This is a genomic window from Campylobacter sp. LMG 17559 (assembly GCF_024723605.1).
Classification (GTDB): domain Bacteria; phylum Campylobacterota; class Campylobacteria; order Campylobacterales; family Campylobacteraceae; genus Campylobacter_D.
The window spans coordinates 75,635-96,178 of sequence record NZ_JANQCZ010000005.1 but is presented as its reverse complement, the minus strand read 5'-3'; the positions used below and the strand labels follow the sequence as shown (position 1 = coordinate 96,178).

Sequence of the window (20,544 nt, the reverse complement as noted above, 5' to 3'; positions counted from 1 at the left end):
ATGTCAAAAAGAATTATTATAGATCCACTTACTAGAATAGAAGGACACTTAAGAGTTGAAGTGGTGGTTGATGAAAATAATGTCATTAAAGAAGCATATTCAGGATCAACTCTATGGAGAGGTTTGGAAACTATTGTAAAAGGTCGTGATCCAAGAGATGCAGGCTTTTTAACTCAAAGAATTTGTGGTGTTTGTACTTTTTCACACTATAGAGCAGGGATTATTGCGGTAGAAAATGCTTTAGGTATTACCCCGCCATTAAATGCTGTTTTAACCAGAACTTTAATGAATGCAGCTTTATACATGCATGATCATGTGGTGCATTTTTATCAACTTCATGGGCTTGATTTTGTTGATGTTGTAAGTGCTTTAAGTGCTGATGTAAAAAAAGCAAGTGATGAAGCGTTTAAATACACCGATATGCCTTATGCAACAGGTGCAGATAAACTTTTAGAAGTACAGCAAAGGCTAAAAACCTTTGTAGATAAAGGAAATCTTGGACCATTTGCAAATGCTTATTATGGACACGCAACTTATCGCTTTACTCCTGAGCAAAACCTTATTGCGCTTTCACATTATTTAGAATGTTTAAGAATTCAAAGAACAATAGCTCAAGCTATGGCGATTTTTGGTGCTAAAAATCCTCATCCACAAAGCTTAACAGTAGGTGGTGTGACTTGTGTTATGGATCTTTTAAACCCATCAAGAATGGCTGAATATATGACTAAATTCCAAGAAGTAGCTGATTTTATTAATCGTGCTTATTATCCAGATATCATAATGGCTGCAAAAGCTTATTCTAAAGAAGCAAGTGTATTAAATGATGTAGGAGTAAATAATTTCTACACTGAAAAAGAATTCCAAGTTTCTAGCGATGAGTGGCTGTTTGAAGGTGGTATTATTAGAAATGGTGATTTGAGTAAGGTTGAAGAAGTAGATGAAGCTAAAATCACTGAAGAAGCTACAAGATCATGGTATGCAGACAATGAAGCTTTACATCCTTATGATGGCAAAACTAATCCAAACTATACAGGCTTAATTGATGGTGAAAGCATTGATGATAAAGGCAATATGGTTCATAGTAAGGTATTTGATACTAAAGGTAAATACAGCTGGATTAAAGCTCCAAGATATGAAAATTTACCTATGCAAGTTGGACCATTAGCAAATATTTTAGTAAATTATGCTAAGGGTAATAAAATCGTAGTAGAAGCAGTTGATTCATTCTTAAAAACCACAAATTTACCACTTAAAGCACTTATGAGTACTTTAGGAAGAACAGGTGCTAGAGCGATTGAAGCTAAAATCATTGCTGATCATGGTTTAAAAGCATTTAATTCTTTAGTCGAAAATTTAAAAACAGATGAAAGCACTTGTGCTACTTATGTAATCGATAAAAATAAAGAATACAAAGGTAGATTTATGGGAAGTGCGCCTCGTGGTGCGTTGAGTCATTGGTGTAGAATTAAAAATGGTGTAATTGAAAATTGGCAAGCAGTAGTACCTTCTACTTGGAATGCAAGTCCAAAAGATGCAAATGGAGTAGGCGGTAGCTATGAGCAATGTCTTATCGGTATGAAACTAGCTGATGTTAAACAACCTTTAGAAGTAATAAGAGCTATTCACTCTTATGATCCTTGTATAGCATGTGCTGTACATGTAATGGATACTAAAGGCAATAATCTTAGCGAGTATAAAGTTAATGTAAATTTATAAGGAAAGGACTTTAGTATGGATTCTAAACATTCCTTAAAATCAAATAGAAAGGCTGAATACGAATTTAGTATTGGCCTTCGTTTTACACATTGGTTAAGAGCAGTTGCGATCGTGATTTTAGTAGGGACTGGATATTATATTTCTTATGTATTTCAATCTCCATCTATTTCATCTGAACCAACTTTATTTATGCAGGCAAAATACCGTATGGTACACCAAATTTTTGGATTTATCTTAATAGCTTGTGTGATTTTTAAAACATATTTGTTCTTTTTTGATTCAAAAAGTGATGGTGAGAGAAAAAGCATAAAAGATATTTTTAATGTAAAATTATGGATAGAGCAGATTAAATTTTACATTTTCTTAGGAAAGCACCCGCATTTGCAAGGTGTATATAATCCTTTGCAATTTGTAACTTATTTTTTCTTTTATCTTGTTATGTTTGGACTTATCTTAACAGGATTAATCCTTTATATGCATGTATATCATGAAGGCTTGGGTGGATTTTTATATAACATCTTAAGACCTATTGAAGTAATGTTAGGTGGATTAGCCGATGTTAGAACTTACCATAGAATTTTAATGTGGATTGTGTTGATTTTTGTTCCAGTGCATATTTATATGGCTGTGTTTAACTCAGTTAAAGGCAAAGATGGTGCTTTAGATGCTATCTTTAGTGGTTATAAATTTGTAAGAGAAAATCATTGAAACTTCTAATCTTAGGCATTGGTAATATTATGTTTGCAGATGAGGGCTTAGGCGTTCATCTTTGCAAACTTTTAGAAAAAAATTATAAGTTTTATCACGAAAAAGACTCAGTGAGCTTTGTAGATGGTGGAACTTTGGCTTTACAACTTAGTTATATTATAGCTGAATATGATGAAATGGTTGTGATTGATTGTATTGCAGCAGATGATGCTAAGATCGGAGATATTTTTTTCTTTCCTTATGATGCAATGCCCAAAAAAGTTAATTGGAGTGGTAGTGCACATGAGGTTGAAATGCTTCAAACTTTACAATACATGGAGCTTATGGGAGATTTGCCTAAAACTCAAATTTTAGCCTGTGTGCCAAAGCGCATAGAACCATTGAGTTTTAAACTTTCAAAAGAAGTCTTGAGTGCTTTAGAAAAAATGGAGAAAATTTTACTTGATTTTTTAGAGAAAAAAGGCTTTACTTATGAGAGAGTTGCTAATTATAATATACAAGAGCTTGCTCTAAATTCTTATAAAAGCTAAGCAAAAGCTTAGCTTAATTTTTAATCATCAAATTTTTGTCCTAAGAAATTTCCATTTACATCAGTATAAATTTCCATCATATTATTTAGTTTAAATTTATAACCTTGAATTTCTTTTTCAACTTTAATTATACTTGCATTTGGGTGCATTTTCTTAATCGTTGTTAAAACATTTGGACTTAAAAAAGAAGTATCAATCGGTCTGTATTTTGCATCAATTTCTTTCCAATCTCCATTGATGAAAAACTCAAGTTCAGTTCCATTGTCTAAATAAACATCAAAACTATCAATATCTTGTTTAACTAAAGCTATGTTTGAGCCTGTAAAATGTTTTTGTATAAAATTTTTAGAATTTGCCGGTAAAGCATTTACACCTACAACCATATCTCTTGCAAAAACACAACTTGCTAGAGTTAATGCCACTAAAGCTATTTTTAATTTCATTTTTTATCCTTTAAATTGAATTATTTGTGAAATCATATAAATATTGAGTGAATTTTGTGTGAACTTTGTTTTTTTAAAATAAATAGCAAGTATTTAATTGTATAATGATAAAAAAGTTTTAAAAGGATAAATAATGTATAGGTTTGCACCATCGCCTACTGGAGATATGCATATTGGAAATTTAAGAGCAGCTTTGTTTAATTATATTAAAGCAAGACAAGAAAATACAGATTTTATTTTGCGTATTGAAGATACGGATAATGCTAGAAATATTGCTGGAAAAGAAGAGGAAATAAAAGCTATTTTAAAAGAATTTGGTATAACTTGGCAGCATTATTATATACAAAGTGAGAATTTGAAATTTCACCGTCAAATGGCTTTAAAGCTAGTAAGTGAAAAAAAAGCTTTTGCTTGTTTTTGTACTGAGGATGAGTTAGCTCATAAAAAAGAATTAGCTAAAAGCAAAAATCAAGCATATAGATATGATGGCACTTGTGAAAAATTAGCAGATATTGATGTGTTAAATTGTGAAAAACCTTTCGTAATTCGTCTTAAAAAACCTCAATCTCAAATGAAATTTACTGATTATATTAAAGGCGAGATTAGTTTTAATCCTGAGGATATTGATAGTTTTGTGATTATGAGAGCAGATAAAACCCCAACTTATAATTTTGCTTGTGCGGTTGATGATATGCTAGAAGGCGTTACTTGTATTATAAGGGGGGAAGATCATGTTTCAAATACTCCTAAGCAAGAGCATATTAGAGCTAGTTTAGGTTATGATAAAAGCATGACTTATGCACATTTGCCTATCATTTTAAATGAAGAAGGTGTTAAAATGAGTAAAAGAGAGGCTCATTCTAGTGTAAAATGGATGCTTGATAATGGATATTTAGCAAGTGCTATTGCAAATTATTTAATCCTTTTAGGCAATAAAACTCCAAAAGAGATTTTTACTTTAGAAGAAGCTATAGAATGGTTTGATTTGAAAAAAGTTTCAAAATCTCCTGCTAGATTTGACACTAAGCGCTTGATGCAAATCAACCGTGAGCATATAAAAATGCTTGATAATGATAAATTAAATTCTTTGTTAAATTTAGGCAAAGATGTAGCAGAGTTTGCAAAATTTTATACTCAAGAAGCTAGCACGCTAAATGAAATCAAAGAAAAAATACAAGCCATTTTTGCAGTTAAAAATTATAATGAATTTGAAAGTGAATGTAGGTTAATTAAAGAGGTTTTAAAAGATTTAGATTTGCCTCAAGAATACGATGAGTTTAAAAAGATTTTGATGGAAAAAACAAATTTAAAAGGTAAAAATTTCTTTATGCCTTTGCGTTTAGTATTAACAGGGGTTACTCACGGACCTGAAATGAGTGAAATTTATACTTTAATCAAGCCTTTTATTAAAGAAATTATAAAGGAGTAAAATGGGAGTTGGAACAAGTTTGATTGTGTCTTTGGTGCAAATTTTTTCTTTAGTGATTGAAATTTATGTATGGATTATAATTATTGCTGCTTTAATTTCTTGGGTAAGGCCTGATCCATATAATCCTATAGTACAAATTTTATATCGTTTAACTAATCCTGCTTATGCTTTTGTAAGAAGATTTATCCCTACTACTATAGGAAGTATTGATTTAGCACCTTTGATTATTATTTTAGGATTAAAATTTATCCAAATATTTTTATCAAATTTAATTTTAGGAAGTTTATAAGTGTTGAAAAAAAGTGTGGTATTACTCTTAGTTGGAGTAGTTTTTGCAAATAGTGCGATGTATTCTTACAAAGAATTAGAGCAAAAATCAAATTCTTTGGCTAAGGATTATTATTTATATCGTTTATTAGAAAAAAATGAATTTAAAAAAGAAGAAGTTGAAGGTTTAAAAGAGCATATTTATCGTTATGCAGGGCGTATTAAAAATGCTATTGAAACGATTATTCCACCTTTGGGATATAATAAAGAATATGAAGCTTGTTATAAATTTAATACGCAAAATATCTTAGATGCTAATGCTACTTGTCAGCTTATAAGATTAAACAGTTTAACTTTTATACAAGATCTTAATACTACAACGCGTAATGAAATGAAAAAAAATATCTCACAAGATAATCCAAATTTAGTAAAACTCTTAGAAGCTTTTAATGCTAAAGATCCTCTAAGTTATGCGGTTTTAAATTATGATAGTGCAAATTTTTATAAAATTTATGGCTTTTTAAAAGATAAAAAGGATTTTTTCTTAGAAAAAGATTTTGTAAATGAATTAGCAAAAGAAAAAGAATTTACAAATTTTGTAAAAGAAATTATCATTAAGAAAAAAAGTCCATTGATAAGAAAATCTTTGGTTAATGTAGATGCAAATTTAACTTTTCAAGATAATGCATTTTACTTAGGTGTGAATGCTATTTTAGAAAATGATGATAAAAAAGCACTGGAATTTTTCCAAGTAGCAAAAGATACTTTTAAAAGTAAGCCTTTAGTAGATAATGCAAATTTTTGGATTTATTTAATCACTCAAGATAAAAAGTATCTTGATGAGCTTGCTCAAAGTGATTCTTTAAATATTTATAGTCTTTATGCAAGGGAGTTAAAGGGCTTGCCTTTGCCTAAAATAGAAGAATTAAGTCCAAAAAAACAAAAAAATGATTTTGATATGAAAGATCCTTTTGCTTGGCAAAAACTTGCAAAAGAAATTGCAAAAGGTACTCCTAATGAGTTAGAAAAGCTTGCAAAAGATTTTTATACTAAAGAAAATATCGCTATTTATGCTTATATTAAAGAAAGAGCTGAGGGTTTTAAAAAACATTATTTCATTATGCCTTATTTTGAGTATTTAAAAGATTATTCTACACAAAGAAAGGCTATGATTTTAGCTTTAGCTAGACAAGAAAGCCGTTTTATCCCAACAGCCATTTCAACCTCTTATGCTTTAGGTATTATGCAATTTATTCCATTTTTAGCTAATCATATAGGCAATAAAGAATTGCAAATTCCAAATTTTGACCAAGATATGCTTTTTGACCCAAAAACAGCTTATACTTTTGCAAATCATCATTTAGATTATTTAGAATCTAAACTTAATTCTCCGGTATTTGTGGCATATGCTTATAATGGAGGTATAGGATTTACTACTAGAATGCTCAAGAGAGAAGATATGTTTAGAGCGGGAAAGTACGAGCCATTTTTATCTATGGAACTAGTTCCTTATGCAGAAAGTAGGGTGTATGCTAAAAAAGTTTTAGCTAATTATATTGTGTATTTGCATCTTCTGAACGATAATACACCGATTTCGAAATTTTTTGAAACTTTAACTCAAAACACTGATTCTCAAAACACAAATCAAGTTTTAAAATAGGTTTTTGTACCAACTCATCAAGGGTGATTTTGTAATAACTTGCATAATCACTTTTGATGATATACTTAAACAATTCATCATTTTTATCTAAGGCTTTTAAGTTAGTTTTTTCTCCATCTATGAGTATTGAAATTTGTTCTTGTTTGATATTGATATTTGGTAAAAAACTAAGTACAAAAACTTCTTTTTGACTTTTTTCATCTAATACAGGATTTAGATAACTTAACAAAGCTACTACTCTATTATCTTTATAATTAAAATTGATTTTTTGTGCATACATAAGAGTTTGACTTTTTAAATCGATTTCACTTTGCTCTTGGGTTTTATTTGAACATGCAGTAAAAATAAGTGTTAAAAAAATAATCATATAAATTTTTTTCATATTTTATTCCTAATTTTTTTATAATTATAAGCTTTTAACTTTTAAAAAGATATAATTTTGTTTATTTTCTTTGATTTAAGGAAGTTATGAAAAGATTAGCAATGGCTTTTAGTGGGCCTTCCAATTCAGGTAAAACAACTTTAATAACTCAAGTTGCTAAATATTTTATGGAACAAAATTATAAAGTATGTATTATAAAACATGATCCAAAAGATAAAGCAAGTTTTGATATAGCAAAAAAAGATAGTTTTAAATTTTTTCAAAGTGGTGCTGATGTAATGGTTTTAAGCCCTACAAGGACAACTTTATTTACACATTCTCCAAGTACTTTAGATGAAGCTATTTCCAAACTAGGGGAATTTGATTTTTTATTTATAGAGGGCTTAAAAACCTTAGATATGCCAAGAATTAGTGTTTTTTGCAAAGAAGTAGATGAGAGCTATTTTGCTTATTCTAAGGCTATTGCAAGCTATGAAAAAATCGAAAATAAAAATTTAACTTGGCTTTATTTGGATGATTTAGAAAGTATTTGTGATTTTATATTAAAAAATTCAAAAAAAGTATAGGGGTAAAATATGCAAGAATTAATTAGCGATATACAAAAAGCAGTGATTGAAATTTCAAAAGAACTTAGATATTTAAAAGATTTTGATTATACTACTTCTCAAAATGCCACTGGAGATAATCAATTAAAACTTGATGTAAAAAGCGATGAGATCATTACTAGAATTTTAAAGCAAAGCAAAGGTATAAAAAGCTTAATTAGTGAGGAAAAACAAGAGCAATTATTAATTAATAAAAATGAAAAATATGTTGTTGCTTATGATCCTTTAGATGGCTCATCTTTGGTAGATGTGAATTTTGCTATAGGTTCTATTTTTGCTATTTATGAGCAAAAGGCTAGTGCAAAAAATCTAAAAGCGGCAGTTTATGCTATTTATGGTGTGCGTTTAGAGCTTATAGTATGCATAGATACTCCTAAGCTTTATAGGTTAAATGAAAATGATAAATTTATTTTTGTTAAGGATTTAAAATTAAACGAAAAAGGCAAATTAAATGCAAGTGGTGGGACACAAAAAAATTGGTCAAATACTCATAGAGTTTTTATAAAAGCTTTATTTGATGAAGGATATCGCTTAAGATATTCAGGTGCTATGGTGAGTGATTTACACCAAATTTTACTCAAAGGTGGAGGATTATTTTCATATCCTGCAACAAGTGATGCACCAAATGGAAAATTAAGAGCATATTTTGAGGTATTTCCTTTTGCTTTTATTTTTGAAAAAGCAGGAGGGCTTTCTACTAATGGAGAAAATGATTCTTTGCTTGATTTAGAATTTGAAAAAATCCATGCAAGTACGCCATGCTTTTTGGGTTCAAAATATGAAATTGAAAAACTAAAACAAGCTTATAAAGGGCTTTAATGGCTGAAGTTAAAGATGAATTTGAACTAGCTTTAGAAGCTAAAAAAAATGAACTTCAAGCTTGTCAAAATGATAAAAACTTAAAATCTTGTTTACCTTGCTCTATGATTTTTGAGTGCTCTTTAAGAAAAGAGTATATTGATGCAGTTTATAAGAGTATGTCTAAAGGTAAAGAAGGTGGATTTGATTTTTAATTAAAGGTTGAAAATGCGTTATATTACTACTCCGATATATTATGTAAATGATGTAGCTCACATTGGTCATGCTTACACTACGATTATAGCAGATACTTTGGCTAGATTTTATCGCTTGCAAGGAGAAAAAACATTCTTTTTAACAGGTACAGATGAACATGGTCAAAAGATAGAGCAAGCTGCTAGCGCTAGAAATTTTACCCCTAAAGAATATGCAGACGAAATTAGTGCTAAATTTAAAAAACTTTGGGATGAGTTTGAGATTTCTTATGATTATTTCATTAGAACTACAGATGAAAATCACAAATTAAGTGTGCAAAAAGCATTTAAAAAAATGTTTGATAAAGGTGATATTTATAAAGGAACTTATGAAGGCTTTTATTGTGTTTCTTGTGAGAGTTATTTTACCCAAACTCAGCTTGTAAATGAGTGTCATTGTCCAGATTGTGGTAAAAAAACACAGCTTTTAAAAGAAGAAAGTTATTTTTTCAAGCTTTCTAAATATCAAGATCAAATTCTTAAATGGTATAAAGAAAAAGAGCCGATTTTACCTAAAAATAAGGCTAATGAATTAATCCACTTTGTAGAAAGTGGTTTAAAAGATCTTTCTATTACAAGAACGAGTTTTGAATGGGGTATAAAGCTTCCAAAAGAACTAAATGATGAAAAACATGTGGTATATGTTTGGCTTGATGCTTTGATGAATTATGTGAGTGCTTTGGGTTATGGACTTGATGATAAAAATATGGATCTATGGCCTGCTCATATTCATTTTGTAGGTAAGGATATCTTGCGTTTTCATGCAGTGTATTGGCCTGCGTTTTTGATGAGTTTAGAACTCCCTTTGCCTAAATTTGTAGCAGCGCATGGCTGGTGGACCAAAGATGGTGAAAAAATGAGCAAATCTAAAGGCAATGTAGTAGCACCTAAAGAAGTAGCAGATACTTTTGGTTTAGAAGCTTTTAGATATTTTTTACTCAGAGAAGTTCCTTTTGGCAATGATGGGGATTTTTCACAAAAAGCATTAATTACGAGAATAAATGCAGAATTAAGCAATGAGCTTGGAAATTTATTAAATAGAATTATCGGTATGAGTGCTAAGTATTCTCAAAATATTATTGATTGCAAAGATGTGAATTTGTATTTTAATCAAGAATTAAATGAATGTAAAGAGTATTTAGATAATGCAATCAATGCTTTAGAAAATATCCAGCCAAATCGCTATTTAGAAGAGCTTTTTAAGGCTTTATCTTTAGCAAATTTAAGTATTAGTAAGTATGAGCCTTGGAATTTAATTAAAAATGATCAAATGCAAAAAGCTAATGCCTTAGTGGCTTTATGTGCTAATATTTTAACAAAAGTTACTATTTTACTTTCAGCTGCTATGCCAAAAACAGCTTTAAAAATTGCCAAAGCTTTAAATTTTGAAATTTCAAACGAAAACTATCAAAAACTAATTTTAAATAATCAATTATGCAATTTAAAATCAAGTGCATGTGAAGCTTTATTTCCAAAAGTTGAATTAACACAAGAAAACAAAAAAGAAGAAAAAGTAGAAGAGAAGCCAAGTTTAGCTCAAATTAAAATTGATGATTTTAAAAAAATTGAAATTAAAGTAGCATTAGTAAAAGATTGTCAAAATATAGAGGGCAGTGAAAAGCTTTTAAAATTTCAACTTGAACTTGAAAATGGCGAACTAAGACAAGTGCTTTCGGGTATTGCTAAATTTTATAAAGCTAGTGAGTTAATAGGTAAGCAAGTTTGTGTCATTACCAATCTAAAAAAAGCTAAAATTTTTGGCCATGAAAGCCAAGGTATGATTTTAAGTGCAGAAAAAAATGGTAAATTAGTTTTAATTAGCCCACAAAGTTTTATAGAAAATGGAGCTTTAATAGGCTAGATGAATATTTCTAATTTTATTGAGCTTGTTAATGCCCAAGTTTTAAACTATGGAGCAACTTCTAGTGTTTATGATTTTAGTATAGATTTAAACAAAGTCAAACAAGCAAGTGTATTTTTTGCTAAGAATAATGAACAAGCTAGTTTTGCTATAAAACTTGGAGCTTATGTTATAGTAAGCGAGGAGAAATTAAATCTTGAAGATAAAGATGTGTTTTATCTTCAAGTTGATGATCTTGAAGAAGCTATTTTCAGGCTTTTTAGATTTTTATGCGAAGAAAAATCTTATGAATTTATATGTTGTAATCATATAGAATTAAAATTTGCAAAAGCCTTTAATTTTAAAGCCTTAAATTCAAATATTTTATTAGATTTTGATCTTTTAAAAAATTCTAAAGAAAAAACTTTCTTTTGCTCTGATGATGAAAAATTTATTTTAAAATTAAAATCAAATTTTCATACCTTAAAAGCTTGTAAATATGAAATTTTAGGCTCAAAATCTTTATTTCAAACGAGTTTGCTTTGTAAAAATTTATATTTTAAGGATTTAAAATTTGCATTTTTTTATGCAGATATTTTTGCTAGTTTTATTGAATTTATAGAAAGTCAAAAATTACCCTTTAGTTTTAATGATAAAAAATTAGAACTTTTTAAAGCCTATTTTTTAAACTCAAAAAATGAAATTTGTGCTTTTGGAGGTAGCTCTAGGGTGATTTTACTCGTGGAAAATGATGAGGATTTTGACTTTATAGCACAAAAACTTCAAGACACTAAGGGTTTTAAAACCGCATTAAAAAATTCTTTATTTTGTGATTTTTCTTATACAAATTTAAAAGAATTAAAAAATTTTCTTGACTTTAGATATTGCTTGATAAAAGAAAACATAGAAGACTTTTTAGAATGTTTTTTTGTCTATGAAAAAAATATTAATTTATTTGATTAAAAAAATATATACTCTAAAAAGCTATATTTCTAATTTTATTTTATTAATTTAAAGGAAAAAATATGAAAAAATTTTTATTTTTAAGTTTATTTGCTGCAGCTGCATTGAATGCTGAAATTTTAGTTTATGGCCCAGGCGGTCCAGCTCCTGTTTTAAAAGAACTTGCTAAACAATTTGAAGCAAAAAGCGGAGAAAAAGTTATCGTTAATGCAGGGCCAACACCTAAATGGATCAAACAAGCTAAAATGGATGCTGATATCATTTATTCTGGTAACACATCTATGATGGATGGATTTGTTAAAGCTATGTCAAAACAAATCAAAATACAAGATGTTCAAGTTTTAAATGCTAGAGGTTCAGGTATGATAGTAAGAGCTAATAACCCTAAAAAAATTAAAAAATTTGAAGACCTTTTAAAAGATGGTGTTAATGTTATGGTAGTTGATGGAGCAGGGCAGGTTGGCTTGTATGAAGATATGGCTTTAAAAACAGGAAAAATCGAAAACCTAGAAAAACTTAGAAAAAACATCAAAGTGTATGCTAAGAATTCAAAAGCAGCAGTAGATGAGTGGAAAAACAATCCAAATATCGATGCTTTAATCATTTGGACACATTGGATTAAAGCAGTTGGTGAGAAAGAAAATAAATTTATAAAAGCAGATAAAAACTCAATTATTTATAGAGCTGCTGAAATAGCACCAACACAAAAAGGTTTAAAAAATCCAAAAGTAACTGAATTTATAGAATTTACACAAAGCAAAGAAGCGCAAAAAGTATGGGAAAAAGAAGGTTGGTTAGCTAAATAAATTAAGTTAAAGCATTTTACTTTATTGTAAAATGCTTTTTAAATTATTTTTCGTTAATTTCTGCTTCTATATTAATTTGCACTTCATCACTAAGTGTCAAACTAGAAGTATCTGGAGCAAATTTAAAATCACTTCTTTTAATTTGTCCTTGTAAAGTAAATCCCGCCTTTTCTTTACCACTATCTGTTTTAATAACCCCACCAATTTCAGTATCTAAAACAATATCTTTACTTACACCAGCAATATTTAAAGAGCCATACATCTTACCTTTTTCATTAGAAATTTTTTCATATTTGCTCATAGTAAAAGTGATGTTTGGATGAGTTTTTGCTTTGAAAAAATCATCTTGTTGTAAATGGGCATCTCTTGCTTTATTTTCAGTATTTATAGAAGCAACTTTTACATTTGCTTGAAGTTTATTAAATTCAAATTTAGTACTATCAAAATCAACCACTGCATCATAGTCTTTAAAATTTCCATTTACATTACTAATTTGTAAATGCTTGATTTTAAAAGCTACATTTGTATGAGCTTTATCTAGAATAAATTCTTTACTCAAAGCATTGCTTGCTAAAATTGAAGCAGCTAAAAATGAACCAAGTAGTATTTTTTTCATTAATTCTCCTTTTTTAATTTGTAAAATCTATTATACAAACAAAAATAAAATGAAAGTAAATTTTAAATGTACTCTATAAAATCTTTCACATTGGCTTCTTTAAAGCCTTTTAATCTTAATAAACAACTATCACATTTACCACAAGCTTTATCTTCTCTTTCATAGCAAGACCAAGTGTATTCTAAGGCTACCTTTTCTTTTAAGGCTAATTCAACTATTTGTCCTTTGCTTAGATGAACTAATGGGGTTTTAATTGTAACATTACAAGTTTTTGTTGTGCCTTCATTGATAAACTCACTTGCTTTTTGTATGAAATTTGCACTACAATCAGGATAACCACTGCTATCTTCTTGCACTACTCCTATGAAAATACTTTCGCATTTTTCTTTTTCAGCTATGGCTCCTGCAATAGATAAAAAAATGCCATTTCTAAAAGGAACATAAGTATTTGGAACTTTTTTTTCGTGTAGCTTTTCTTTAGGAATTTCTAAATTTAAATCCGTTAAAGAATTACCACCAATATTTGCTATAAATGAAACATCTAAAATATATTTTGTTTTTATGTTAAGTTTTTCACAAATTTTATTAAAACATTCTCTTTCTTTAAGCATGGTGCGTTGATTGTAATCAAAATGCAAAGCAATGATTTCATATCCTTCTTTTTTGGCTAAATATGCACATAAAGTACTATCCATACCACCACTTATAATACAAAGAGCTTTTTTCATACTTTTCCTTAATTTTGATATAATTTGAAATTATAAAATCAAAAGGATAATAATGATTTTTTGCGAAGAAGAAATGGATATTTCTTTTCTTGAAAAAATTGCTCAAAAAATGAGTGATCAAAATATAGAACTTGTTTTGGTAGATGAAAAAACCATGCATGAAATTAATCTTAACCAAAGAGGAGTAGATAAAACTACAGATGTTTTGTCTTTTCCTTTAGTGCAAAATTGTGAAAATTTGCTTGGTAGTATTGTGATAAATTTAGATGAAGTAAGTAAAAAAGCAATGGAATATAAACACAGCAATGAAGAAGAGATGGCATTGCTTTTTATACATGCTATGCTTCATTTGCAAGGTTATGATCATGAGGTAGATCAAGGACAAATGAGACAAAAAGAACAAGAATGGATTGAGTATTTTAAACTACCAAAAAGTTTAATTATAAGAACACAAGAAGGGGATTGAATGATTAAAAAAATAATATTAAATTTAGGTTTATGTGCGAGTTTATATGCATATAATGAAAATACATTTACATTAAATATTTTAGAAGGAAAGGAATTTGATATTCACTTATATAGTTCCATTAAAAGTAACACTAGTTATGGTTTTGTCCAAACAAAACAAAAACAATATAGTTTTTGGGGTAGTGCTAAGAATGATGAATATTATATAGATATAGCAGATTTTGGAACTTGCGTTTTAAAAGATATGCATAAAAATAAATTTGATGCTTTATGTAAAATAGATGAAGTAAAAAAAGAATTTAGTTTTTTAGCCAGCAAGACAAATACGATGATTAATCAGCTATCACTTAAAGAACAAAAACAACTAGATGCTAATAAAACTATAGAATTTGACTTTAGTGAAGATATTTTAAAATCAACAAGTAAAAATGAAAAATTAAATAAAATTATTGATGATTTTAATGAGAATTTAGATAAAAATTCATTAAAACAAAAAGCAAAAGAAAGCTTTGAAAAATGGAGTAAAGAAAACATTTCTAGTAATGAGTTTTTTTCTCAAGCTTATATGTTTTACCAAGATGAGCATATTATCTCTTTAGGAAAAAATATTTATGAATATAAAGGTGGTGCTCATGGTATGACTAATTTTTTAAGAAAAACTTATAGTATTGATGATATGAAACTTATAAATATAAAAAATGAGTTAAAAATAGAAAGTGAAGATTTTCAGAATATGATTAAGCAAAAGATTTTAAGTTTATACAGTGAAAATGAATTATTTGATATTAAAGAACTTAAAATGAGTGAAATTTTCGAAGTAAGAAAAGATGGATTAAATTTTATATGGGAACCTTATGAGATAGCTCCATATTCAACAGGAGCAGTTGAAGTTTTTATAAGTTTTGATGAATTAAAACCTTTTTGGAAGAAAAATTCAAAACTTGCTTATTTGAGTAAAATCAAATAAGCATTTAATCATCAAATTTTTGTCTTAAAATTGTTCCATTATCGTCTATGTAAAGCTTCATTTGATTGTTTAGTTTGATTTTATAATAAGAAATTTTTCTTTCTATTTCTATGATTGCTGTATTAGGGTAGATATTTTTGATGGTATTTTGTATTGTTAAAGGTAAAATCGCATAATTTAACGAGCTAAAATTTTCAGCCTCTTTAAATTCTCCATTAAGCGAAAACTCAATCTCACTTCCATCACTTAAATAAATCTCATAAGAATAACCATCTTGTTCTACTAGGCCTATTTCTGCATTAAAATAATCTTTGATAAATTGTTTGATATTTACCGGTAAAGAATCAGGTGCTATAACTATACCTGCATTAAGGGTATTTAGAGTGATCAAAAAAGCAAAAGCTAGTTTTTTCATTTTTAACCTTATTTTATTTTTTGACGATATTGTATCTTATTAGTGTGAATTTTATGTGTAAGCTAGAATTTAAATAGCTTTTTGTTATAATTATTAAAAATACAAAGTAGGGTAATGATAGCTTCTTTTCTAATTGCTTTAAATATTGTGATATTTGTCTTTGTGAATTATCTTTATTTTGGATCCTTAAATTTAGATGCTATTTTGGGTTTAAATTTATTTTTCTTTCAAGGATTTTACTGGCAAATTCTAAGCTCAATGTTTATGCATGGAAATTGGCCTCATTTGATTTTAAATATGATAGTGCTTTTTCAATTTGGCTCTATGCTGGAAAAATACTTAAAAAGCTTTAAATTTGCTTTGCTTTATTTAATTGGCGGAATTCTTTGCTCTTTGCTTAGTGTTTTTTATGTGTATTTAAGTTTTGATGGTAGTTTTGTAAACGTAGTGGGCGCAAGTGGTGCCATATGTGTTTTAATGGGATATTATGCATATTTAGATAAAACTGCTACTAAAGGACTTATCGTAGCTATATTGTTAATGAGTTTTGTGCCTATTTTTATGGGTGTAAATATAGCTTGGTATGCACATATTTTTGGCTTTATATGTGGATATGTTTTGGGTAAATTTAAGGTTATAAAATGAAATATATCTATTTTATCCGTCATGCTAAGGCTCAAAAAGAAAACTACGAACAAGATTTACAACGAGAGCTTAGTTCTAGCGGAAAAGATGATTTAAAAACTATGATTTATAGGATTAAAGATTTAGAATTTAAGGCTCAAAGTATTATCTCAAGTCCTGCTAGGCGTTGTATAAAAACAGCGCAAAAACTCTGCAAAAGCTTTTCTTTAAAAGAAAAAGATATCAAGATAGAAAAAAACTTTTATGATGGTAATTTAGAGGATGTATTAAATTTTATAAAAGAATTAAAAGAGAGTAGGGTAGTGCTAATTATGCACAATCCTTTATTGCAAGAACTTTGTGAATATTTAGCCCATATAGATTTAGAAAATTTTCCAACTTCTGCTATTTTATGTATGCAATTTGATATAAAAGAATTTAAAGATATAAAAGAACACAGTGGGGAAGTTGTGTTTTTTGATTATCCTAAAAGTCAAGAAAATAACTAATCTACATTTTTAAACTTCAATTTTATTTAAGCAAAAATATAAACTAAAATTTAGTTGAAATAAAAAATATATATTTTAATCTTTCATAGCTACATAAAATAACTTATAATATTTTTCAAAAAATTATACTTATTTTTTTATGGATAAATTATTTTCACTCAAAAATTAAAATGTTTTAAAATACTATATTATAGGTATTTTAAAATACATTTTACTTATGAAAGTGCAGATAAATATAAAAGTTTGAAAATTATAGTTTTCAATACAAAATATATATAATTTCAAGATTTTACTATTTATCATATAATTTTACATATATATTAAGTTTAAGTTAAAATATTTTTATAGACTAAAAAAGCTAAAATGATGAGTAAAAAGGAAAATAAATATAAAAGTTTAGCTTGTATGGAATTTTTGGTTTTATTTGGATTTTTGGATTAATCTTGAAAGTTGTCTTGCTAAAAGTTTGGCACTATTTTCATCTTTGCTAAGTTTTTTCATATTTTCTCTAAATTCATAAAGTCTTTTTTCTTGTGCAAAGTCATTTGAAATATTATTTTGTTTTGAGATATTGCTTTGGTTTGCTTGCTTTTGCGCGGTTTTTTTCTTAAAAAACATATTATCACCCTATTTTGTTTTTATAATTATAGCTTGATATTTTTTAAGTAAGATTTTTTTATAATTTTTTATATTAATTTTAAAGGAAAAAAGTTTGAAAATCATAGGTTTGATAGGTGGAATGAGTTATGAAAGCACACTTAGTTATTATGAAATAATCAATAAATTAACAAATGAAAAATTGGGAAAATTACACAGCGCTAAGATAGTTTTAACGAGCGTTGATTTTGAAGAAATAGAAGAATGTCAACGCAAGAATGATTGGCAAAAAGCAAGTGAAATTTTAACCCAACATGCCCTACTTTTGCAAAAATGCGGAGTTGATTTTATATTAATTTGTACTAATACTATGCATAAATGTTATAAAAATATACAAAAAAACATTCAAATTCCTATCTTACATATAGCTAAAGCTATGCTTTTAGAGCTTCAAGAGCAAAATATAAATAAAGTATTGTTGTTAGGGACAAAATACACTATGCAAGAAGATTTTTATAAACAACTTTTAATTAACTCAAAGATCGAAGTTTTTATTCCCAAAAATGATGATATTTTAAAGCTTAATGATATTATTTTTAATGAGCTTTGCAAAGGTATTATAAATAAAGACTCAAAAAAATATCTAAATGATTTGATTGCTCAATTTCCGGAGGTTCAAGGAGTAATTTTGGGTTGTACTGAACTTGGTTTAATTGCAAAAGAAAGCTCTAAAAAGCTATTTGATAGCGCATATATTCATGCAAAAATGGCTACTTTGAAAGCCTTGGAGAATGAGTGATGAAATATGCTCTAGATTGTGAAGAAAATTTTGAAAGGTCATTTTTATTTTGGCTTTGTAGATATGTGAAATTTAAGCTTAATTCTTTATCAAATAAGGAATTAAAAGACCCTCAAGCTTTGGCTGTAGTAAATTTAGCCTTAAGCAAGGGTGTTAAAAATATACAAGAGCTTGATGCTTATGTAAAAAAAGCAAGAAATGCAGGACTTAGCGGCGTAAATACGTATTTTAATCCTTTGAAAAAACTTTATGAGTATTTGTTATTTTATAAGCTTTATTCACTAAAACAAATCGATGAAGAGCTTTTAGTCGAAATTTTAGCAAGTATTAGTGCTTCTTTATCTGATGCGAGTAAGAAAAATTATCGCATAGCTGTGATTAATTTTTTTGCATTTTTAGATAAACAAAATGAAGAAGATCAAAAAGCGCATATTTTTGATATTAATCTTAAAAATTGGGCAGGTATAAGTGGTTCTAAAGGAGTTAAACTGCCTGAATATATGAACGAAGATGAAGTGAGTAAATTTTTAGATGCTATTGATAATACAGATTTTAAAAGCAACACTATACGCAATCGTTTGATTATTAAAATCATCATTTTTACAGGAATTAGGGTTAGCGAGGCTATTAATATAAAATTAAAAGACATTAGCGAAGAAAATGATCTTTATATCATACGTATTAGAGCTAAAGGCAATAAATACCGCGTTGTGATGATTAAAAAAGAGCTTATAGAACATCTTTTAAAAGATGTAAGGGTAAATTATCTTTCTTGTGATGGACTTTTATTTGTCAATCGCAATGGCAAAGCCTTAACCCAAGCTTATGTTTCGCGTATAGTAGAACAAATTTTATTTAAAGCAGGAATTCGCAAGCAAAAAAACGGAGCACATATGCTAAGACACACTTTTGCTACCCTACTTTATAAAAAACAAAAAGACTTAGTTTTAGTCCAAGAAGCACTAGGCCATGCAAGTTTAAATACTTCAAGAATTTACACACACTTTGACAATGAAAAGTTAAAATTGGCTGCAGAAGTAGCTAAAAAACTTCACGATAGAACTTAAATTTTTATAAAAAAATCCGATATATCCTTAAAGAAAGGATATATCATGCAAATAAATGATTATGCTAGTAAAATTAATCCTTATATTTTAAACACTCAAAAAGAAGAAAAAGAAAGTAAAGAGAATAAGAATTTTATAGAATTTAAGTTTACACAAGGTGTGAAAGAGCTTGAAAAAAGTGTTAAAGATAATCAAAATAACAGTGAATCTGAAGATCAATTAAGCAAGCTTTATAGTGAGTTAGCTAAGATACAAGCTAAAATTGCAGAATTAAATGCAAAATTACAATCAAGTCAAGATCCGCAAAAAGCTCAAATGATTAATTCTCAAATTCAAAGTTTAAATGCACAAATGCAAAGTATATATGGCCAAATCATGCAAATACTTTCTCAAGCTATGCAAAGTATGCAATGATTTTAATGTTTTTTAGCATTTAAAAACACACTAAGAATGATCAAAGCAAAAGCAAAAAGATCAATCACACTATAAATAGTTCCTAAAAATAAAAAACTCATAAAAGCAGCAGCCACAGGTTCTATACAAGCTATCATACTAGCTTTAAAAGCTCCTATTAATTCAACTCCTTTTAAGTATAAACAAAAAGCCCCTATTGTGCCTATAAATACAATCGCGCTCATAGCCAAAAAGGAATTTAAAGAAAAATCATGTTTTGGGATATTTCCTTGTAATAATACAAAAAGCAAAAAAGAAGCAAATAAACTAGCCAAACCCATGATTAAAAATAAGCCATATTTTGCTATGATAAGTCTAGCACTCAAAGAATAAAATGCCACTCCAAGAGCTCCAAAAAAAGCCCAAATAACACCTCTTATATCAAGTTTTAAGTTGTTAATATCTCCATTTGTTATAAGTAAAAATAAGGCAAAAAGTATTAAAAGCAAAGCGATTAGCTCTATTTTTTTAGGTAAAATTTTATTTTTAAAACACATAAAAAGCATTATGATTAATGGTGCATTGTATTGTATCATCGTGGCAGTTCCTGCATCGGTATAATAAATGGCTTTAAAATAACCATATTGAGTTATTAATAAACCAAAGATAGAAAAAATCAAAAGAGAGCTAAGTTCTTGTTTTTGCTTTAGTAGTTTTAATTTGAAATTTTTTGCACCCAAAATTATTAAAATAATGCCTGTAAAAAGCAAACGATAAAAACTCACCCATTCAGCAGAATAATGATTTTTAAACAAATACTCAGCCAAAACTCCACTTACAGCCCAAAATATCCCACCAAGTATGACTAGAAAAACTCCCAAAAAATACCTTTAATCTTATTAATTTATATAATATTTGTAGTAAAATATTATTATATCATTAAATGTATGTATTTTAAGG

The 20,544-nt window shown here is 28.0% G+C and carries 26 protein-coding genes; 19 read left to right on the top strand and 7 right to left on the bottom strand.

Features of this window, described 5'->3' with window-relative positions; translation table 11 throughout:
- Genes CAMP5082_RS03995 through CAMP5082_RS03985 form a run of 3 tightly spaced genes read left to right on the top strand, consistent with a single transcriptional unit; the run spans position 1 to position 2,954 of the window.
- Positions 1-1,716: a nickel-dependent hydrogenase large subunit gene (locus CAMP5082_RS03995; RefSeq protein ID WP_257404504.1), complete on the top strand. Its 1,716-nt coding sequence runs from the start codon at positions 1-3 to the stop codon at positions 1,714-1,716.
- Between the two features lie 15 nt (positions 1,717-1,731).
- On the top strand, positions 1,732-2,424 hold the full coding sequence (cybH, locus tag CAMP5082_RS03990) for a Ni/Fe-hydrogenase, b-type cytochrome subunit (protein ID WP_263663354.1): 693 nt from the start codon (positions 1,732-1,734) through the stop codon (positions 2,422-2,424).
- A complete protein-coding gene (locus CAMP5082_RS03985) occupies positions 2,421-2,954 on the top strand; it encodes a HyaD/HybD family hydrogenase maturation endopeptidase (protein ID WP_263663353.1) in 534 nt (177 codons plus the stop codon). Before cybH ends, CAMP5082_RS03985 begins: the two co-directional genes overlap by 4 nt.
- A 20-nt stretch (positions 2,955-2,974) precedes the next feature.
- Here CAMP5082_RS03985 and CAMP5082_RS03980 read toward each other — a convergent pair whose 3' ends face one another.
- Positions 2,975-3,397 (bottom strand): PepSY-like domain-containing protein, encoded by a 423-nt coding sequence (locus tag CAMP5082_RS03980; RefSeq protein ID WP_263708355.1) that lies wholly within the window; start codon positions 3,395-3,397, stop codon positions 2,975-2,977.
- Between the two features lie 133 nt (positions 3,398-3,530).
- On the opposite strand from CAMP5082_RS03980, the gene gltX reads away from it, so the two are divergent.
- The 3 genes from gltX to CAMP5082_RS03965 are packed head-to-tail and all read left to right on the top strand — an operon-like array spanning position 3,531 to position 6,753.
- Positions 3,531-4,826, top strand: a complete 1,296-nt coding sequence (gene gltX / locus CAMP5082_RS03975) for a glutamate--tRNA ligase (protein WP_337205971.1) — start codon at positions 3,531-3,533, stop codon at positions 4,824-4,826.
- Between the two features lies 1 nt (position 4,827).
- Complete coding sequence (locus tag CAMP5082_RS03970; protein ID WP_012661430.1) at positions 4,828-5,115, top strand: YggT family protein; 288 nt, start codon at positions 4,828-4,830, stop codon at positions 5,113-5,115.
- Complete coding sequence (locus tag CAMP5082_RS03965; RefSeq protein ID WP_337205970.1) at positions 5,116-6,753, top strand: lytic transglycosylase domain-containing protein; 1,638 nt, start codon at positions 5,116-5,118, stop codon at positions 6,751-6,753.
- Here CAMP5082_RS03965 and CAMP5082_RS03960 read toward each other — a convergent pair.
- Positions 6,641-7,135 carry a hypothetical protein gene (locus tag CAMP5082_RS03960; RefSeq protein ID WP_263727904.1) on the bottom strand — a complete coding sequence of 165 codons (495 nt, stop codon included), beginning with the start codon at positions 7,133-7,135 and terminating at the stop codon, positions 6,641-6,643. The genes CAMP5082_RS03965 and CAMP5082_RS03960 overlap by 113 nt on opposite strands.
- An 86-nt stretch (positions 7,136-7,221) precedes the next feature.
- Here CAMP5082_RS03960 and mobB point away from each other — a divergent pair, with 86 nt between their 5' ends.
- The 6 genes from mobB (at position 7,222) to CAMP5082_RS03930 (ending at position 12,401) form a co-directional block, all read left to right on the top strand.
- Positions 7,222-7,701: a molybdopterin-guanine dinucleotide biosynthesis protein B gene (gene mobB, locus CAMP5082_RS03955; RefSeq protein ID WP_220566249.1), complete on the top strand. Its 480-nt coding sequence runs from the start codon at positions 7,222-7,224 to the stop codon at positions 7,699-7,701.
- A gap of 9 nt (positions 7,702-7,710) precedes the next feature.
- Positions 7,711-8,559 (top strand): class 1 fructose-bisphosphatase, encoded by an 849-nt coding sequence (locus CAMP5082_RS03950; protein WP_337205969.1) that lies wholly within the window; start codon positions 7,711-7,713, stop codon positions 8,557-8,559.
- Positions 8,559-8,753, top strand: coding sequence for a hypothetical protein (locus CAMP5082_RS03945; protein WP_263663348.1), 195 nt, complete (start codon positions 8,559-8,561; stop codon positions 8,751-8,753). The genes CAMP5082_RS03950 and CAMP5082_RS03945 overlap by 1 nt, the downstream gene beginning before the upstream one ends.
- Before the next feature lie 13 nt (positions 8,754-8,766).
- Positions 8,767-10,653 carry a methionine--tRNA ligase gene (gene metG / locus CAMP5082_RS03940; protein ID WP_337205968.1) on the top strand — a complete coding sequence of 629 codons (1,887 nt, stop codon included), beginning with the start codon at positions 8,767-8,769 and terminating at the stop codon, positions 10,651-10,653.
- Positions 10,654-11,595 carry a hypothetical protein gene (locus tag CAMP5082_RS03935; RefSeq protein ID WP_337205967.1) on the top strand — a complete coding sequence of 314 codons (942 nt, stop codon included), beginning with the start codon at positions 10,654-10,656 and terminating at the stop codon, positions 11,593-11,595.
- Between the two features lie 62 nt (positions 11,596-11,657).
- Positions 11,658-12,401 carry a substrate-binding domain-containing protein gene (locus CAMP5082_RS03930; protein ID WP_263679387.1) on the top strand — a complete coding sequence of 248 codons (744 nt, stop codon included), beginning with the start codon at positions 11,658-11,660 and terminating at the stop codon, positions 12,399-12,401.
- Positions 12,402-12,444: 43 nt separating this feature from the next.
- On the opposite strand, the gene CAMP5082_RS03925 is transcribed toward CAMP5082_RS03930, so the two are convergent.
- Both CAMP5082_RS03925 and queC read right to left on the bottom strand, forming a co-directional pair.
- Positions 12,445-13,017 (bottom strand): YceI family protein, encoded by a 573-nt coding sequence (locus CAMP5082_RS03925; RefSeq protein ID WP_263663344.1) that lies wholly within the window; start codon positions 13,015-13,017, stop codon positions 12,445-12,447.
- 62 nt (positions 13,018-13,079) lie between these two features.
- Positions 13,080-13,745 (bottom strand): 7-cyano-7-deazaguanine synthase QueC, encoded by a 666-nt coding sequence (queC, locus tag CAMP5082_RS03920; RefSeq protein WP_337205966.1) that lies wholly within the window; start codon positions 13,743-13,745, stop codon positions 13,080-13,082.
- Positions 13,746-13,797: 52 nt separating this feature from the next.
- Between queC and ybeY the strand changes: the two genes are divergently transcribed.
- Both ybeY and CAMP5082_RS03910 read left to right on the top strand, forming a co-directional pair.
- Positions 13,798-14,211, top strand: coding sequence for an rRNA maturation RNase YbeY (gene ybeY / locus CAMP5082_RS03915; RefSeq protein WP_257404513.1), 414 nt, complete (start codon positions 13,798-13,800; stop codon positions 14,209-14,211).
- Complete coding sequence (locus CAMP5082_RS03910) at positions 14,212-15,180, top strand: DUF3298 and DUF4163 domain-containing protein (RefSeq protein ID WP_337205965.1); 969 nt, start codon at positions 14,212-14,214, stop codon at positions 15,178-15,180.
- Positions 15,181-15,184: 4 nt separating this feature from the next.
- Here CAMP5082_RS03910 and CAMP5082_RS03905 read toward each other — a convergent pair whose 3' ends face one another.
- The gene (locus CAMP5082_RS03905; protein WP_263663340.1) at positions 15,185-15,595 is read right to left on the bottom strand and encodes a PepSY-like domain-containing protein; all 411 of its coding nucleotides are present in this window, start codon (positions 15,593-15,595) and stop codon (positions 15,185-15,187) included.
- Positions 15,596-15,709: 114 nt separating this feature from the next.
- On the opposite strand from CAMP5082_RS03905, the gene CAMP5082_RS03900 reads away from it, so the two are divergent.
- Both CAMP5082_RS03900 and CAMP5082_RS03895 read left to right on the top strand, forming a co-directional pair.
- Positions 15,710-16,240: a rhomboid family intramembrane serine protease gene (locus CAMP5082_RS03900; protein ID WP_337205964.1), complete on the top strand. Its 531-nt coding sequence runs from the start codon at positions 15,710-15,712 to the stop codon at positions 16,238-16,240.
- A complete protein-coding gene (locus tag CAMP5082_RS03895; RefSeq protein ID WP_214098671.1) occupies positions 16,237-16,728 on the top strand; it encodes a SixA phosphatase family protein in 492 nt (163 codons plus the stop codon). Before CAMP5082_RS03900 ends, CAMP5082_RS03895 begins: the two co-directional genes overlap by 4 nt.
- Positions 16,729-17,148: 420 nt before the next feature.
- On the opposite strand, the gene CAMP5082_RS03890 is transcribed toward CAMP5082_RS03895, so the two are convergent.
- Complete coding sequence (locus tag CAMP5082_RS03890; protein WP_337205963.1) at positions 17,149-17,346, bottom strand: molybdenum cofactor biosynthesis protein; 198 nt, start codon at positions 17,344-17,346, stop codon at positions 17,149-17,151.
- A 94-nt stretch (positions 17,347-17,440) separates the two neighbouring features.
- Here CAMP5082_RS03890 and CAMP5082_RS03885 point away from each other — a divergent pair, with 94 nt between their 5' ends.
- From CAMP5082_RS03885 to CAMP5082_RS03875, 3 genes are read left to right on the top strand one after another with little or no spacing between them, the layout of a single operon-like run.
- Positions 17,441-18,124 (top strand): aspartate/glutamate racemase family protein, encoded by a 684-nt coding sequence (locus CAMP5082_RS03885; RefSeq protein WP_337205962.1) that lies wholly within the window; start codon positions 17,441-17,443, stop codon positions 18,122-18,124.
- On the top strand, positions 18,124-19,191 hold the full coding sequence (locus tag CAMP5082_RS03880; protein WP_337205961.1) for a tyrosine-type recombinase/integrase: 1,068 nt from the start codon (positions 18,124-18,126) through the stop codon (positions 19,189-19,191). Before CAMP5082_RS03885 ends, CAMP5082_RS03880 begins: the two co-directional genes overlap by 1 nt.
- A gap of 45 nt (positions 19,192-19,236) precedes the next feature.
- A complete protein-coding gene (locus CAMP5082_RS03875; RefSeq protein WP_257928187.1) occupies positions 19,237-19,605 on the top strand; it encodes a hypothetical protein in 369 nt (122 codons plus the stop codon).
- A 2-nt stretch (positions 19,606-19,607) separates the two neighbouring features.
- Here CAMP5082_RS03875 and CAMP5082_RS03870 read toward each other — a convergent pair whose 3' ends face one another.
- The gene (locus tag CAMP5082_RS03870; protein ID WP_263682285.1) at positions 19,608-20,465 is read right to left on the bottom strand and encodes a DMT family transporter; all 858 of its coding nucleotides are present in this window, start codon (positions 20,463-20,465) and stop codon (positions 19,608-19,610) included.
- Positions 20,466-20,544 lie beyond the last annotated feature (79 nt).